At 32.4% G+C, this 16,991-nt stretch carries 15 protein-coding genes; 3 read left to right on the top strand and 12 right to left on the bottom strand.

Annotated elements, in window-relative coordinates:
* Positions 1–18 precede the first annotated feature (18 nt).
* The 6 genes from ACZ5LY_RS04290 to ACZ5LY_RS04265 all read right to left on the bottom strand — a co-directional run bounded on the left by ACZ5LY_RS04290 (position 19) and on the right by ACZ5LY_RS04265 (position 7,183).
* Entirely contained in the window at positions 19–1,227 is a 1,209-nt protein-coding gene (locus ACZ5LY_RS04290) for a methionine adenosyltransferase (RefSeq protein ID WP_464577031.1), read from the bottom strand.
* Between the two features lie 151 nt (positions 1,228–1,378).
* Entirely contained in the window at positions 1,379–2,605 is a 1,227-nt protein-coding gene (locus tag ACZ5LY_RS04285; RefSeq protein ID WP_464577029.1) for an FIST signal transduction protein, read from the bottom strand.
* Between the two features lie 112 nt (positions 2,606–2,717).
* Positions 2,718–4,127 (bottom strand): amino acid permease, encoded by a 1,410-nt coding sequence (locus ACZ5LY_RS04280; protein ID WP_013414185.1) that lies wholly within the window; start codon positions 4,125–4,127, stop codon positions 2,718–2,720.
* An 84-nt stretch (positions 4,128–4,211) separates the two neighbouring features.
* Positions 4,212–5,540, bottom strand: a complete 1,329-nt coding sequence (glnA, locus tag ACZ5LY_RS04275; RefSeq protein WP_464577026.1) for a type I glutamate--ammonia ligase — start codon at positions 5,538–5,540, stop codon at positions 4,212–4,214.
* Between the two features lie 52 nt (positions 5,541–5,592).
* Entirely contained in the window at positions 5,593–5,931 is a 339-nt protein-coding gene (locus tag ACZ5LY_RS04270) for a P-II family nitrogen regulator (protein ID WP_013414183.1), read from the bottom strand.
* Between the two features lie 31 nt (positions 5,932–5,962).
* Positions 5,963–7,183, bottom strand: coding sequence for an ammonium transporter (locus tag ACZ5LY_RS04265; protein WP_464577023.1), 1,221 nt, complete (start codon positions 7,181–7,183; stop codon positions 5,963–5,965).
* A gap of 153 nt (positions 7,184–7,336) precedes the next feature.
* Here ACZ5LY_RS04265 and aroD point away from each other — a divergent pair, with 153 nt between their 5' ends.
* Entirely contained in the window at positions 7,337–7,999 is a 663-nt protein-coding gene (gene aroD, locus ACZ5LY_RS04260) for a type I 3-dehydroquinate dehydratase (RefSeq protein WP_013414182.1), read from the top strand.
* Positions 8,000–8,003: 4 nt separating this feature from the next.
* A complete protein-coding gene (locus ACZ5LY_RS04255; protein WP_464577021.1) occupies positions 8,004–8,645 on the top strand; it encodes a S24 family peptidase in 642 nt (213 codons plus the stop codon).
* Here the strand turns inward: ACZ5LY_RS04255 and ACZ5LY_RS04250 are convergent.
* The gene (locus ACZ5LY_RS04250; RefSeq protein WP_464577019.1) at positions 8,611–9,600 is read right to left on the bottom strand and encodes a zinc metalloprotease HtpX; all 990 of its coding nucleotides are present in this window, start codon (positions 9,598–9,600) and stop codon (positions 8,611–8,613) included. The two genes, ACZ5LY_RS04255 and ACZ5LY_RS04250, sit on opposite strands and share 35 nt — an antisense overlap.
* Before the next feature lie 187 nt (positions 9,601–9,787).
* On the opposite strand from ACZ5LY_RS04250, the gene ACZ5LY_RS04245 reads away from it, so the two are divergent.
* The gene (locus tag ACZ5LY_RS04245) at positions 9,788–11,029 is read left to right on the top strand and encodes a putative PEP-binding protein (RefSeq protein WP_013414179.1); all 1,242 of its coding nucleotides are present in this window, start codon (positions 9,788–9,790) and stop codon (positions 11,027–11,029) included.
* Here the strand turns inward: ACZ5LY_RS04245 and ACZ5LY_RS04240 are convergent.
* The 5 genes from ACZ5LY_RS04240 to ACZ5LY_RS04220 form a co-directional block, all read right to left on the bottom strand.
* Positions 11,026–12,525, bottom strand: a complete 1,500-nt coding sequence (locus ACZ5LY_RS04240; RefSeq protein WP_013414178.1) for a glutamate synthase-related protein — start codon at positions 12,523–12,525, stop codon at positions 11,026–11,028. The two genes, ACZ5LY_RS04245 and ACZ5LY_RS04240, sit on opposite strands and share 4 nt — an antisense overlap.
* A 16-nt stretch (positions 12,526–12,541) precedes the next feature.
* Entirely contained in the window at positions 12,542–13,618 is a 1,077-nt protein-coding gene (locus ACZ5LY_RS04235) for a Coenzyme F420 hydrogenase/dehydrogenase, beta subunit C-terminal domain (protein ID WP_464577016.1), read from the bottom strand.
* Between the two features lie 2 nt (positions 13,619–13,620).
* Positions 13,621–14,310, bottom strand: coding sequence for a GltB/FmdC/FwdC-like GXGXG domain-containing protein (locus tag ACZ5LY_RS04230; protein WP_013414176.1), 690 nt, complete (start codon positions 14,308–14,310; stop codon positions 13,621–13,623).
* 22 nt (positions 14,311–14,332) lie between these two features.
* Positions 14,333–15,250, bottom strand: coding sequence for a class II glutamine amidotransferase (locus tag ACZ5LY_RS04225; RefSeq protein WP_013414175.1), 918 nt, complete (start codon positions 15,248–15,250; stop codon positions 14,333–14,335).
* Positions 15,251–15,660: 410 nt separating this feature from the next.
* Positions 15,661–16,968, bottom strand: coding sequence for a DUF2142 domain-containing protein (locus ACZ5LY_RS04220; protein WP_464577013.1), 1,308 nt, complete (start codon positions 16,966–16,968; stop codon positions 15,661–15,663).
* Positions 16,969–16,991: the final 23 nt, after the last annotated feature.

The raw sequence follows: 16,991 nt of genomic DNA, 5'->3' as shown, positions 1-16,991 counted from the left end.
CAGAGTTTTTAGAGTAAATTAAAATGTAGTTATTTTGCCATCTATTAATTTCTCTGTAATTTTTTGTATGTTTTCAAGTGAATCATCAATAATAGCTTCAATATCACTTTTCACTTCTGATAGTTTACATCCTTCTTCTAAGATAACACGACAATCTGCAACCTTTGGATTATCTATTGGTTTACCAATTTGACTTAGTAGTAATATTTGTGCTTCTAATACGGAATCAACCTCATTTACAATTTTTTCAGCAATTTCATTTGATAATAAATTGTAAATTTTACCAACATGATTTACAGGGTTTTTACCAGAACATGCCTCTAGAGACATTGGTCTGTTTGGCGTTATTAATCCATTTGCTCTGTTACCACGACCAGTAGATCCATCATCTCCCATTTCAGCTGAAGTACCAGTTACTGTTAAATATATAGAAGGTTCTTTTTCATCATAACGATCAGCAGTATTTACATAGATGTCTACGTCTCTTTCTGTATGTTTAGAAACTAATTTACGTAAAGTTTCTTTTATTACAGCTTTAGCTTCTTTATAAGTGTCAAGATCATCTATATATTTATCTACCATCGCACATGCAAGTGTCAATGTAATTTTATCTTTCTCTCTTAATCCCATAACTTTAATATCTTCTCCAATCATCGGATATTTCTTTTTAAATTTATCTGAGTTAAGCAATTTTTCACTTTCTAATACTATTTTTTCTGTTTCTGATAATGGTGCAAAACCTACACCAAATGAAGTATCATTTGCTAAAGGTATTTTATCTTTTTTTCTTTCAAATACTTCTTGTAATTCTGCTGATCCATGACCTATTTTACATTCGATTACTACAGATGTTTCAACATCAAGATTTCTTATATTTTCTTTAAGATATTCTTTTGCTGCTGCAATTGAAATTCTATTTAGCCCAATTTTTTCTCCTTTAACTTCAGCTACTCCCCTCCCTGCTAATAAAATATGTATGGGCTTTATTACTTCGCCGCCACCAAACTTTGGAGAAGATTCTCCAGCAATGACTTGTACTTCATCTGTGTTGTGATGCATAATTGCACCAAATCGTTCTAAATATGCTTTACATAATGCACGGCTTACAGATTCTGCAATACCATCACTTATACTATCCGGATGACCTATTCCTTTTCTTTCCACAATTTCAATGTCTTGATTTTCAATGGGCAATTGTTTAACACTTTCAACACAGATATTTCTCATTTAGCGACCTCCTAGTATTATGGGAAAAATTATAGTAAAGATAATTATTTTTTGCTCTTTTGCATTAAAAACTTAATTTTTCTATTATTAATAATTTAACTTTAGAATTCAAAAAAAGAAGAATTTGTTAAAAAATGAAAAAAGCATTGTGTTATTGAGTAATTACTTCATCTCCAATTACCATTAATGTTGAGGTTTGATTGTAATGGCCAATTGAGCCACCTAATGTTGCACCTTGTTCTCCATAAGTGTTGAATCCAATAACTGGAACATCTCCTAACATTTCTCTAATAATTTCAAGGTCATTTATTCCCAATTTTTTGTTGAGTAAATATTTTAGAACACAATTGAAAATAATAATACATCCAATGTTTTCTGGATTACCAGCATCATGAATTGCAGCTTTTAATGTGTTTTTGAAAGAATTTATAGCATTTTCTTTATTAGTTTCCATCAATGTTAATAAACTACCTTCTTTTACTTCAGAGTAAAACATAATACTCCCATCGTCGTTGATTTTCGCTGGAGCTTTTATTGTATATTCTCCAAAAACATCCGAAGATTTGACACCGAATGTTTTTGTTGAAAACATTTCATAAGTGAGCTCATCAACATTTAGAAATTCCTTTATGACCTCATCAGCAGGTTTGTGGTTTAATTCATAAAGCACTCTACCTTCAGACTTTGTGACTACTGCAGTTTTATTAGTAGGTGTATAGGGATGTCCATAACCACATCCAATTTTTAATACAGTTCCAAGTACAGTGACAACTCCTGCATTGGAATATAAACCATTACAAATTTGAAATGTTTTTTCAAACTTTAAATTATCTCCAGTAGATCCTCCAATTATTGGAGTGGTACTTTCACTTTCATAAACAACTCCTCTTAGAAATTCTTCTTCTTTTCCACACAAACCATCAGGGATGACAATATTTACAAAGGGTTTTAATTTTGATATTTCTGATGCACGTTTGGACATGAATGCAACTGACATTAATGATGATAGAGTTCCCTTACCTTTAAATGATGAATATGCATCACGAACTGCTGTTCTTCCACATTTGAATGGATCTTCACTTATTTTTTCACCTATTCCTACTCCCACACCTAAATACGGACTTTCTATTGTCATTACAGCCACAGTATTCTCTTTTGGTTCTTCAACTACTGATGAAAATTCTCCTGCAGTACTGCCTCCAACTACACAGCTATCTCCAACTTCATCTTTAATAGTTTCATATATTTTTTCCATGTTTAAATTTGAAGATGCAAAAACCAATGTTAAATCTGGATTTTCTACATTATTCAATGCCATGTCCACAGCTTTTTTAGGATTTTTATCCTGTCCTACACCAACTTTCAAGACATTTCCCAACTTTTCATCCTCCAAAAGCTTGGTTAATAATAAAAAGTAATTTTTTAATATATAATCTTTCTCTTATTAAGTAAAAAATTAAAAAATAAAAAAAGTAGAAAAAACAATTTTTTTATTCTTGTTCATTGTTTTTTGCTAATATACTACGGTGTCTTCCATATCCAAAATACACAAATAATCCTATTATAAACCACACAACAAGTCTGACCCATGTTTCCCATGAAAGAGACATCATAAGCAAGAGCATTGAAATTATTGCCAAAATAGGTACCACTGGTACACCAGGTGCTTTGAATTTCCTTGGTAGGTCAGGTTGGGTATATCTTAACACTATTACACTGAGGGATGTGAGAACAAATGCTAGCATCGTCCCTATATTCACAAATTCTACAATTATGTTTATTGGTAAGAACCCGGCTGTCAACATTGTTACAATTGCAATTAAAGCTATAGATATGCTTGGGGTCCTGTATTTTTTATGAACTTTAGAAAAAATTGGAGGTAGTAGACCATCTCTGGAAATTGCAAATATAATTCTCGTTGCACCATAGAACATAACAATTAATACACTTGTGATTGCTACTAAGGCTCCCAATGAAATTAATCCACATGCCCAGTTCATGCCTATTATTTTTAAGGCTTCGGCAATAGGGGCTGGATTATTTAGTTTAGTGTAAGACACTATGCCTGTGAGAACAATTGAGACTGCAATATATAATAAAGTACTGATTCCTAGAGATCCAAGAATTCCTGCTGGCATGTCTCTGCCAGGATTTTTTGTTTCTTCAGCGGCTGTAGATACTGCATCAAAACCTATGAAAGCATAAAATGCAATTGCTGCACCTGCTAGTACTCCCTGCCAACCAAATGGCATAAATGGGTGCCAATTAATTGGTTTTACATGCCAAACAGCAATAAAAACAAAGAATAAAAGTACTAAAATTTTAAGTGCTACCATCAAGTTGTTACTACTGGCAACTCTTCTTACACCAATATAATTTAATATAGCGATAAATAACAATATTCCAATCGCTGGAACATTGATAAATCCATTAGGTGCTTGTAAAAAAGAATTGGCTAAATAATTAGGAATATTTATTCCAACACTGGCTAATAAATTTGTGAAGTATCCTGACCATCCCACTGCAACAGCTGGTAAGCAAAAAACATATTCAAGTATTAAATCCCAGCCTATAATCCACGCAAAAAATTCTCCCATTGCAACATAGGCATAATTGTATGTTGAACCTGTAATTGGAAACATTGATGCCAGTTCAGCATAAGAAACTGCAGCAAATGCACATGCTATTGCTGCTAAAATAAATGATAATATAACTGCTGGACCTGCTTTGACAGCTGCAATGCCAGTAACTACATATATACCACTTCCAATAATTGCACCAATACCTAATGCGATCAAGTCATATACGCTTAATGCCTTTTTTAATTTATGTTCTTTTGCTTCGGTTTCCTTGATAATTAGTTCGGAAGATTTTTTTCTAAATAGATTTTTTAGATCCATTTGATACCTCTGAGTTAGGTATGGCTAAATTTATTTAGGATGTATTAACAAATTAAAAAAAGAAAAAAAGAAAAAGACAAAAAATTAAATGTTTAGGTACCTATCTATTTCATATTTAAATACTTGGGATCTGTAGTCATCCCATTCTTTCTTCTTGAAGGAATAGAATTTCTCATATATGTATTCACCTAAAGCTGAGCTGACAACTTCATCTTCTTCTAATGCATGATATGCTTCCCAAAGACTGGAAGGTAGGACATCTATACCCAATTTTTTAAGTTCATCTTCACTAAGCTTATAAATATTAAGATCAACAGGATCGCCAGGATCTATTTTATTTTTAATACCATCCATACCAGCTTCAAGCATGGCAACAAACGCAAGGTATGGGTTACATGATGGATCAGGAAGTCTGAATTCTATACGTGTTGCTTTTCCTCTTGCTGCTGGTACTCTGATTAATGCTGATCTGTTTTTGAATCCATATGAGATGTAAACAGGTGCCTCATATCCAGGAACTAATCTCTTATAGGAATTAACTGTAGGTGCACATACAGCTGCTAGTGCTTTTGCATGTTCTAGTAAACCTCCTATGAAGTAAAATGCAGTTTCTGACAATTTTGTTGGAGTATCTGGATCATAAAATATGTTTTCATCTTTTTTGAACAATGATTGGTGACAATGCATACCACTTCCATTTTCTCCTTGGAATGGTTTTGGCATGAAAGTAACAATGTAACCCATTTTATGTACAACTGCTTTTATTGCTTGTTTAAATGTCATGACTGCGTCAGCAGTCTTTAATGCATTATCAAATCTAAAATCGATTTCATGTTGTCCAGGACCGACTTCATGATGGCTCATTTCTATATCAAAATTTAATTTCTCTAAGGCAAGTACTAGTTCTCTTCTTATGTCTGTAGCTTTATCTGCTGGTTCAACATCGAAATATGTTGCATCATCACAAGGAACTATTTCTCCATTTTCATTTTTTTTCACAATGTAAAATTCTGGTTCGGGTCCAACATTATATTCATACCCTTCTTTTTTCCTATATTCTTCTAAGACTCTTTTTAGTCTGCCTCTGGGATCTCCATCAAATGGTTTTCCTTCAGGCCAATATACATCGCAAATAAATCTAGCAACTCCTTTTTCTTCAGGTCTCCATGGAAGGGTTGAAAATGTGTCTATATCTGGTTTTAAAAGCAAATCACTTTCATTTATTTCAACGAATCCTTCAATTGATGATCCATCAAACAATACACCGTCTTTAACAATGTCTTCTACATCATCAGGCTTGTTAATTGGAACTGCCAGGTTTTTGAAATTTCCATGAATGTCTACAAATTGGAGTCTAAGAAATTTAATATCATTTTCTTCTATTTTTTTTATTATTTCTTCGATTGTGGCCATTTTTCCTGACCTCCTCCATTTTTTTAATAAAAAATTAAATAAATGGGGGATGCTAAAGCGCATCCTCGCCTCTTTCTCCAGTTCTTACTCTTATTACGTCTTCAATGTTTGATATAAATATTTTTCCATCCCCTATATTTCCAGTTTTTGCATTTTCCCTTATAGTTTGAATAACCTCCTCTACTTTATCATCTTCTACAACTATCTCAATTTTTGTTTTTGGTAAGAGGTCAACCCTATATTCCTTTCCTCTATAACTTTCAGTCATTCCTAATTGTCTACCACAACCTTTAACTTCTGTGACAGTCATTCCACGATATCCAATTTTTTCTAAACTTTTCTTAACGACTTCAAGTTTTTCGGGCCTTATTATCGCAGTTATCATTTTCATTTATAATACCACCTACATTTACTCAAACAAATCATAATCTGTATCCGGTTTCTTCATGGAGGTTTGTATCTAGTCCTTCTATTTCTTCTTTTTCAGATACACGTAGTCCTATGGTTATGTCTATTAATTTACCTATTATTAAAGTAACTACAAAGGAATATACAAGTACAGTTGCTACAGCTAAAAGTTGTATAAGCACTTGACTTGGATTACCGTAGAACAGTCCTTTACCTAATGGGTTTATGAATGGAGCTGCAAACAGACCTGTTGCTATTGATCCCCATATACCTGAAACACCATGTATACCAAATACATCAAGTGCATCGTCGTATCCTAGCTTTGGTTTGAGGTAAGACACTGCAAAGTATGAGAATACACTTGTAACTAAACCTATTATGATAGCTGCTGGAACTGTAACGAAACCTGCAGCTGGTGTTATAGCTACAAGACCTGCTACTATACCTGACAATGCCCCTAGTAATGTTGGTTTACCTGTTTTTAGGTAATCTAAAATTACCCATGAAATCATTGCAGCTGCAGTTGCTGTATTAGTTACTAAAAATGCTGATGCTGCAAGTCCACCTGCTGTCAACGCTGACCCTGCATTAAATCCAAACCATCCAAACCATAGTAGTGCAGCACCTATTGCTGCATATCCAAGGTGATGAGGTAACAACCTTGTATCCTTCCTTTTACCTAGTAATAATGCTAGCGCTAGAGCTGCAATACCTGAATTTATATGTACTACAGTACCTCCTGCAAAGTCAAGTGCACCTAATTTTGATAGGAATCCTCCGCCCCAGACCCAATGTGCTATTGGTACGTAGACGAGGCTTACCCATAATGCTACGAATATCATCCATGCTGAAAATTTCATTCTTTCTACAACTGCACCAGATATTAATGCCACTGTTATTGCTGCAAAAGTCAATTGAAATGCTATGTAGATAAATGCAGGTATTGTAGGTGCAAGTGTGTGTGTTGAATTGGTGTTAAGACCATTCGTCAAAATATTTACTGGAGCTCCTATTATTCCATTTATGTCTTGGCCAAAAGCCAGTGGGAATCCATAAATTACCCATATAATGCTTGTTATTGCAAATGCAATAAACGACATAAATATTGTGTTTAATACATTTTCTTTTCTTACTAGTCCTGCATAGAATATTGCTACCCCTGGAACTGTCATTAGCAACACTAAAGCTGTAGATACAAGCATCCAAGCAGTATCACCTGCATTTATTGGATCCATTTTTTAACACCTCCAACTATTTCATGGAAGTCGGAAACCTCATTCCGACATATCGATAATTAATTTTACTCATATATAAATTTTTCGGATCCGAAAACATATCAAAAATAAAATTGTAAGTAATGTAAAAAATTAAAAAATATGGGGTTTAAGATGAAAATAAAAATTTGTGTGCCTGCATTTGAAGAAAATATAGATAAAATGTTGGAATCTGCTAAACAATATATTGAAGAAGGAGCAGACATAATAGAACTTAGATTAGATGCATTAAGGAACCCTAGTGTGGATGACATTAAAAAACTTATGAAGAATGTAGATTTTCCAAGTATAGTAACTAACCGGTGTAGAAAAGAAGGTGGATATTTTAGAGGAAAGGAAGTTGATAGAATAAAATTACTTTCCACTGCAGCAAAATATGCAGATTACACAGATATTGAATTATCTACGAAGGATAAGTATAGAAATAGAGTTATAGAGGTTTCAAATAAAAGCATAATATCATTTCATGATTTTGAAAAAACTCCTAGTGAAAATAAATTAATAAAAATTATTAAAAAAGAGAAAAAAATTGGAGATATTGCAAAGGTTGCTGTAATGCCTAAAAATATGGACGACGTTCTTACATTGCTAAAAGTAATGAATAAAGAAAAAAATGTGATTGGTATTGCTATGGGTGAATTAGGAAAATTTACTCGTGTAGTAGCTCATCTTTTTGGCTCTCCAATTACATTTGCTAGTGGAAATATAAAAACAGCTCCGGGACAACTTGATATTAAAACAACGAGGTCTTTAATTAAAATTTTTGAAGTGAGGTGAGGCCTTGAAAAAAATCTTGTGGATTGGTATATTCCTACTTATATTATTTTTGATAGGTTTTGCAAGTGATAATTTCCAGGATATGAGTTTTCATCGTCTAAATATAATAATAGAGACAAATGGAACAACATCAGATATAAAAATATCCAATTTTTTCATCAATCCTCCTCCTGAAATGTTACATGAAATATCTAATTATGTTTCAGCAGCAATTTATGATCCTGACAGTACCGTTGAATCCATAAAAGAAAATGTTAAAAACATTGCGGAAAAATATGGGTATAAAGATGTGAATGTTAAGATAATATCCCAATTTGGTGAAGACAAATTGCCAATGTTTGCCATAGTGAGTGGAGATTCCATGTATCCAACATTAAAAAATGGACAAGAAATCATTGCGGTAAAAACAAAAGATTTTAAAGTGGGGGACATTGTAATAGCTAAACATCCGGTTTATGGCCTTATTGTTAAGAGAGTTGGTAAGATAGAAGGAGATATGGTATATTTAGTTAGTGATAATAAGTCTGTTAAAAAAATTTATTTACCAAACGAAGTTATCACTGAAACTCCTCTTAATACATGGCTACCACGTTCAAATGTCATTGGTGTAGTTAAACAGACGTTGTTAATTCGGACAATCTTTTAATCCTTTTTAAGGTGTTAGGATGTGTTGAAAAGATTTCTAGTATTTTCTCTGTTAGACTTATTTTTACAGGAGTGTATCTAAGCCTCTCGAGCTCTTCCCTGCTTATTGTACCATTCATGTCCATGTCAACTTGTTTTAGATCTTTTATTTCATGTCCTGCCTGATTAATATCATTTAAAAAGAAAGCTTTAAATCCAGAAACTTGATTTACTTCTTCTTTGTTTTCTTTACTTACGACTGCTGACCCATAAACTAATTTATATAATGCACTTGCTAGTTTATGTGGTTTTCCACCAATTTCCACACTTCCTAAATCTGCATAATATTCTCTAATTCTTGAGACAAAGAGTACTAAGAGCTGTCCTATCATGTATGCAATGAAAGCTAGAATTCCAATTATTACTAATGAGGAACCTCTGTCCCTGTCCATTAGACTTCCCCAGTACATACTTTGGAATATCCAATAACATATTAGTGGTACTACACTGATAAAAGTCATTACTATCATGTCATTGTGTCTTATATGTGATATTTCATGGCCTAAAACTGCTTTTAATTCTTCTTTATCTAGTAGATTCAATATACCTCGTGTTACGCAGACCCTTCCATCTCTTTTACTTCTTCCAAATGCAAATGCATTTGGTATTGATATTTCGGCTATTCCAACTTTAGGTTTTGGAATTCCAGCATTCCTTGCTAATTCTTCAACAATTGAATGTAATTCTGGAGCTTCTTGTGGAGAAACATAATGTATGTTCATGCCCATTTCAACAATTTTTGGAGATATTAAGTATTGGATAAACACTATGAATAAAGCTAGTAGGATATATATTAAAGGACTTTTGATTCCGGCGTAAATTCCAATTACGCTTAACAATGCATACAGGATTCCAAATAATATTGCCACTGCTAAGAACATCCTTAATTTAAGTTTCCAGGTGCTAAATCTTGGCATTTTAACCACCTTTAATTATTTTTTTCAGTTTTAGTATATAATTTTAACGAAAAATTAATTTTTCATTATTAATTTAGGAAAAAATAGTTTTTTCTTCATCAATTATTTTTCATGTGAATAAATATATATAAATTTGAAAATAAAAATTACGTTTTTGTTGATAATTTAGAATTAGAAGAGGTATAATATGATATTAACTAAAGGTATAGGAGCTAGTCCATATGTTAATAGTGGAAGAGTAAGAAAAATACATAAAAAAGAAGATATAAGGAAAATAGAGAGTGGAGAAGTAGTAGTTGTCAAGAAAGCATCTAGGGATATGATACCTCACCTTAAAAGGGTGGCAGGAGTAGTTACAGATTATGGTGGATTGACAAGTCATGTTGCTATTGTTCTTAGGGAATTAAAAATTCCTTGTATTGTAGGCACTGAGAAAGCAACAAAAGTTTTAAAAGATGGGATGATAGTAACTGTAGATGGAAAAACTGGAAGAGTATATAAAGGTATAATGGAATTAGAAGAAAAAATTGAAGAATTACCACAACCAAAGACAGGAATAGATTTAAAAATTAATATTAATGTACCTGAATTAGCAGAGAGAGCAGCACCATATGCAGATGGTGTTGGATCTGTTAGAATAGAGAATATGGTCATCGAAACAGGAAAACATCCTCATAAACTCCTTAAAGAAGGAAAATTAACAAAAACTTTAGTTGATGGTCTTAGGAAAGTTGTTGATTCGTTTTATCCAAAACCTGTTTGGATTAGAACTTTTGACATACCAACAGATGAATTAACAGCTTTAGAAGGTAGTAAAGAACCAAAAGAACCTAACCCACTTTTAGGATATAGAGGTATTACGAGAGATCTAAAAGAAACTGAAATTTTAAAAGCTGAGTTAAAAGCTCTGATAGAGTTAATTGATGAAGGTTATTCAAACATTGCTCTGAAGGTACCTTTTGTGAGAGATATATCTGAATATTTAATGGTCAAATCAATTCTTAATAAAATGGGCCTAAAACCACATAGAGATATTAAAGTTGGAGTATCAATAGAAACTCCCGGAAGTGCATTGCAGATAGATAAATTCTTAGACGTTGGATCTGATTTTGTGTCTATAGGTCTCAGTGACATAACAATGTGTACTTTAGCTGTTGATAGGAGAGGGGTAAAAGTTGCTAAACTGTTTAATTTCTTACATCCATCAATTTTAAAAATAGCATCTTATATTATAAAAAAATGTAATGAAAGAAATGTTGAAAGTTGTGTTGCAGGGTATGCAGCCACTGAAGAAAGAATTGTTGAAAAATTAATATATATGGGTGTAGATTCAATTTCAACAAATATAGATAAATTATTAAAAATGAGAATATTTTTAAGTAGAGTAGAAAGAAAAATAATTGAAAATTCTTTTGCATTATCTTACTAAATTTTGAGTGGTGCATCCATTCCAGCCATTTTAACACCAGTTAACGCAGCTGCCTCTAAATTCAATGCTCTAAGATCATCTTTTTCTAATTTTCTAACGTCAGTATTTCCAGCTTGTTGAGTTAACATTTTGAGTTCTTCTGTCATTGCTTCAATATATCTTGCAACTCTCTTTCCTCCTTCTACATAATCTAGACGTCTTCTTAATATAGGATCTTGAGTTGCAATTCCTTTTCTACATTTGCCTGTGTGACACATTTGACAAACTCTACAACCTATAGCTACTAATGCAGCTGTTCCAATATATACAGCATCTGCACCCAATGCTATAGCTTTTGCAACATCTGCTCCGCTTCTTATACCTCCAGCTGCAACTAAACTAACTTCATCTCTTAAATTAATTTCTTTTAAAGCTTCATCTGCTTCTACTATAGCTGCTATTGTTGGAATTCCAGCATGTTCTGTTACAACGTCTGGCCCTGCTCCAGTACCTCCTTGCATACCATCAACGACGACAATATCTGCTCCTGCCTTCGCAGCAATTTTTACATCGTCACTTACACGCCCTGATGTGAATTTAACTATTATTGGCACCTTCCAGTCTGTTATTTCTCGTAGTTGTGAAATTTTCATGCTGAGATCTTCAGGTCCAACTATATCCATATGTCTTGCAGGACTAAGGGCATCCGTACCTTCTGGTATCATTCTTATCTCTGCTACTTCAGCTACAACCTTTTCTCCTAATAAATGTCCTCCCATTCCTGCTTTTGCACCCTGACCTATTTTAATTTCTATAGCATCTGCATTGTTGAGATATTCAGCTGATACACCAAAACGCCCTGATGCATACTGTGCTATAAGTTTTGAAGCATATTTTCTTTCTTCAGGTAACATGCCTCCTTCGCCTGTGTTTGTGGCTGTACCTGCCAATGTTGCACCCATTGCCAATGCTATTTTGGCTTCCTTACTAATTGCCCCAAAGGACATTGCGGCTATCATTATTGGAGTATCTAATTCTAAAGGTTTTTCAGCATACCTATCTCCTAAAACAACTTTGGTATTACATGGTTCTCTGTATTTATCTATAGGAGGCCTTGAAACTTGTGCAGGTACAATTACAAGATCATCAAAGGTAGGAACTTTTCTTGTTGCTCCACATCCTCTAACTTTATATGTTCCTTCTTCAGCTTTTCTCTGTATTTCCACTAAATCAGCATATGACCAGACATTCCTTCTGTCTTCAGGTACTGCGTGAACTTCTATTGCATTATTAGGACACATTTCTTCACATATACGACATCCAACACATCTTTCATGCCATATTGGGAATGGTTCACCATTAATAATTTCATAAACATTGTGAGGGCAGTTGTTATAGCATGAAAAACAATCTTTACATAAATTTTCATCTCTATTATCACAAAGATACCAACAACAACCAGGCCTGTCAAAATCTCTTTTACATATGTTTTCTTTTCTTTCAACTTTGAATGGCATATAATTATCTCCTTATTTATTCTTTTAATGCTTTGAATATAGGACATACAGAATATTTAGTACCAGATGCCTTTACAACATCGTCAATTTTATCTGTGAGGATTGGTAAAGGTTTCCATGGCTTTTCAGGATCCTTATCTACTATTAATACTTTGTTTACTATTTTTTCAGACAATGCACAAGCTAATAATGCTGTTACTACACCACCATCTTGTCCTTTAAAAAACGGAGATCTAGCAGATATTATTTCTATATAATTTCCCAATGCCGAATATGCATCTTCATGATTTACTATACAATCAGGCACATATGATCTTGGACATGCTATATAACAAGCATTGCAATCTGGAGGACATTTACCGTTTATTTCTGGTTTCCTATCTTCAATTTTTATGATATCTTCAGGACAGGAAAAGAAACAGGCTCCACATAATACACAAGCACCTACATCTATAACGTCTCCCTTTAAATCCTTAAATTGATAATTTTCTACTTCATTAAGAAAAATTTCTTCAGGCATGATTCTCCAATACATAACAGGTCTTGCCACTCTTTCCCTATTTTTAATTTCTTCAAGATTTTTATTTTTTTTAATTTTAGCTAACTTTTCTATTAAATTTAATCTGTCTGCATCTAACATTTTTGTTTCAATGTATTTAGCTTTTTTAGCTTTTTCAACTAATTTTAAACCTTTTTCAGATCTTATGATTACTGTTGACCATCCTTTTGGAGAACCTACAGAACCTACTGATATATCAGCTAGTTCAGATGTAAAATCCATACAAATTTTACAGCTTTTACGCATACTTTTTCTTAAAGTACTGAGAGGTATGGAAATAACGTCTTTATTTATGAGATGAAAGTATGCATTGCTTCCTTCTATTCTACATGAAACTACATCTCGAAATTTTATTCCATATGAATGTAACAGTTTTTTGAGATATTCATAAGAAAAATTTTCCATACAAAACAAACCTATCTTTATATCAATCGGGAAATTCCTTTTAAGTTGTGATGAATATTTTTCCATAAGTGTTGCTGCTATTATTTGACAGGGAGTGCCTACCATCGCAATCTTATCTTCACCACCCATTTTTATCCTTCCTCCGATTGCTTACCATAAAATGGTCTTTTACTTTTTGGAACAATTTTTTTAAATTCATCATATTCTGATTTTTTTATGTTGAATCCATTTTCATTCAATATTTTATTTAATTCTTCTTCGTCTTTGACGTTTATCTCTTCAACTCTTGCATTTTTTCCTAAACTTTGTATTTCCCCTCTAACATAAATTTTTCCTCTTATTATTGACTCTCCAGCATCTTTTCCTAAATCTCCTAAAACAACAATGCGTCCGCCCATCATAAAAAGACCTGTCATAAATCCAGAGTTGCCACCAATTATTATTGTCCCATTTTTCATTATCTCTCCAGTTCTTGACCCTGCATCTCCTTTTACAATCACTGTACCTCCATATATTCCCTGCCCAACTCCGTCTCCAGCTGATCCATGAATTATAACTTTGCCTTTAGTCATATTATCTGCAGGGAACCAGCCAGCATTTCCTTTTACTTCTATTTTTGGGCCATGAATCATTGTTCCTACAAAGTACCCTGCAGATCCATTAATAATAACTTCAACTTTTTTAGTAAGCCCTGCTGCAAGATAATGCATTGCATTAGGATTTTCGATAATTATCCTATCATATTTTTCTGCTAATTTTTTTAAAGAACTATTGACCTCTCTAGGGGTTTTTGATTCAGCATCAATAACTACTTCTTTCATATAGTCACCTTATGATTGTAGATTAAAATTCATAAACCCTTACTTCACCAGGGTTTATTTGTTCTACACACCTAGTATCTACAACTTCTCTTAATGCTACTTCTTCAGATGCTATTGCAAAAACATTGTCATCTTCTGCCATTACTCCAGGACGTAAGCCAAGTTTATCTTTTGCAATTCCTATACCTGTTGGAGTGGCTATAATATAAGAAAATGGACCATCCATGTCTTTAACAGATTCTTCTAATGCTTCTTCAAGAGAATATCCATCTGCAAGTTTATCGGCTATATAATGAACTATACATTCTGTATCGTTTGTTGTTTCAAATATGTGACCTTTCCTTTCTAAAGGATCTCTTATTTTCCAATAATTTGTTATTTGACCATTATGAACAACTGTAATATCAGGGACTATATAACTTTGGAATGGGTGTGCATGATACCTATCTACAATACTCTCTGTTGAAAACCTTGTATGACCTATGGCATGAGTACCTTTCTTTGACCATGTATCATAGCGATCAGCAATTTCAACTACAGACCCAACATCTTTTATCATCTCAAATGAATGGCTTCCACTAAGTACAGTTGCACCTTCTATTTTATCTATCTCAACTATTAATGGTTTTAATTCTGAATATGAGTTTAGGGTGATTATACAACGATAAATAACATATTCTTCAACTGAAGGAATTATTTTTTCTTTTTTTATTTTTGTGACACTCTCTATAACTTTTTTGACACTATCTAGTAATCCTGGTTTTTCTTTTACTTCAATGTTTAATAAATATTCATTTTTTTTCAATTTTAATCCACCATATATTGCAAAACCTGCAGAATCAGGGCCTCTATGTTGTAGTGTTTGAAGCATTTTAGTCATCAATTTACCTACATTATGCACTTTTTTATCTTTACATACGATCCCTGCTATTCCACACAATCTAAGTACCTCCTTAAAAAAATTAACATTAAAAAAAATTACTTTTTTGATTATTAAAATTTGTTATCCATGATATACATTGTTCAAAAAAAATTTTATTATAGTTGTTTTGTTAAAACAATGTTAAATAAATCTAATATATAAAGATTATTATTTTTAATTTTAAACTCTATCGGCAAGAAGTCTCCATACAAAGCGTGAAGATGAGAACTGAAAAGTATTTTATAGTAAAATCATGATTTGCCAAAATGTTGATATCTTAGCAAATTCTTTGCCTATAATAACTGATTTAGGAAGTAAATTCAAGAGTCTAAGCTATGGAAAATAAGTTGGGAATTATATATTAGCATGTGAATACTGTTGAAGTAGCTGTTTAGGATAATACTCTACTAGAGGTTCCATAGAAGTGTTCACAACCAGTAATATTCCAAAAGTTTAAAAACGCTGAAGGAAAGACAAAAGAGAATAAACAATATTAATATTGTTAAAGCATGATTAGTTTTAATTTTTAGCTTTTTGACAGTTTTATTATGGAAAATCATGAAGAATAAAGGAGAAATAGGTATAAAGTACCTTCCTTGAACTCCTAGTATTGTATTATACCCCACAGGTGTCCAAGTTAGATACTCAAATAAAAATATGAGAAATGAAAGCAATAAGAAAGTAAAAAATGCTATTAGTTTTTGTTTATTATGTATTTCAAATTTAGCATTGTCACTAAGTGAAATAAAAAATAACATGAAGAGGTATGCATAAACAAGAAATTCAGGTAAATAAACGTTTAGATGTCCAAAACACCCAACAAACATTATTAAATATAAATTTAATTTTGTTGATATTGTGTTTCCAAGGATTTTTATAAATTCTAGTGGATGTGTGACAACATAATTAAATTGTAAGTTAGGCCGAACTGCTGGATCTTCACTTGGAGTATAATATCCTTTGAATGAAATACACCAGACTACGAGAAGTGAAAATACAACGAAAATTATTACTATGAAGTCTAAAATTTTGGTTCTCTTTGGAAACTTATCACCAGGTATCATCAAAAAAATCAATGATAAAAGTGCATAACCTGGCTTAGAGAATGCAAGAATTAACATTAAAATTAAAATTAAAGCAAAATCTCTTCTTTTTATTTTTTCTTCCCCAAATACATAATTGTATATAACTGCAATAGCAAGAAACGAAATACCAATTGTAAAACTATCTGGAGACAGTGATGCAGCTTGATGAATTGTCATAGGCATTAATGACAATGCTAAAAATAATCTTTTATGTATGGGTGTAATTTTTATTGCAAAATATAGAAGGGTTATCCAGACAATTAAATTTACAAGTCTTGCTATATACATTAAAATTAAGGGTGAAAATGATTTTAACGCCATAAAAATCAGAGAGGAAAACAAATATGGAATAGGTGGATAAATAGAAACATTTGATATATCTACAGCGACTTTATTTTGTGTTATTGGTAAATTTAAACTTTCATAAATTTTCTTTTGGACGTCTTTAACAGAATTGAATGTATCTACAACAACTTTAACATTTTTTGGAACGACAACATATTTTGTTGGAAATATATGTCCTTCACTAATAGAAAAAGCCTTATAGAAATGCCATTTCTCATCAGGTACTTGAAATGGCGGCACCAAAAATGAAAAAAGTATTCCATAAATTAATGCAATTATTAAAAATATCTTCTCTACTTTAGTCATGGCTATCCCCTTAATTCTTAAAG

This window comes from Methanothermus sociabilis, assembly GCF_055392295.1.
This window is presented reverse-complemented; position numbering and strand designations above follow the sequence as displayed.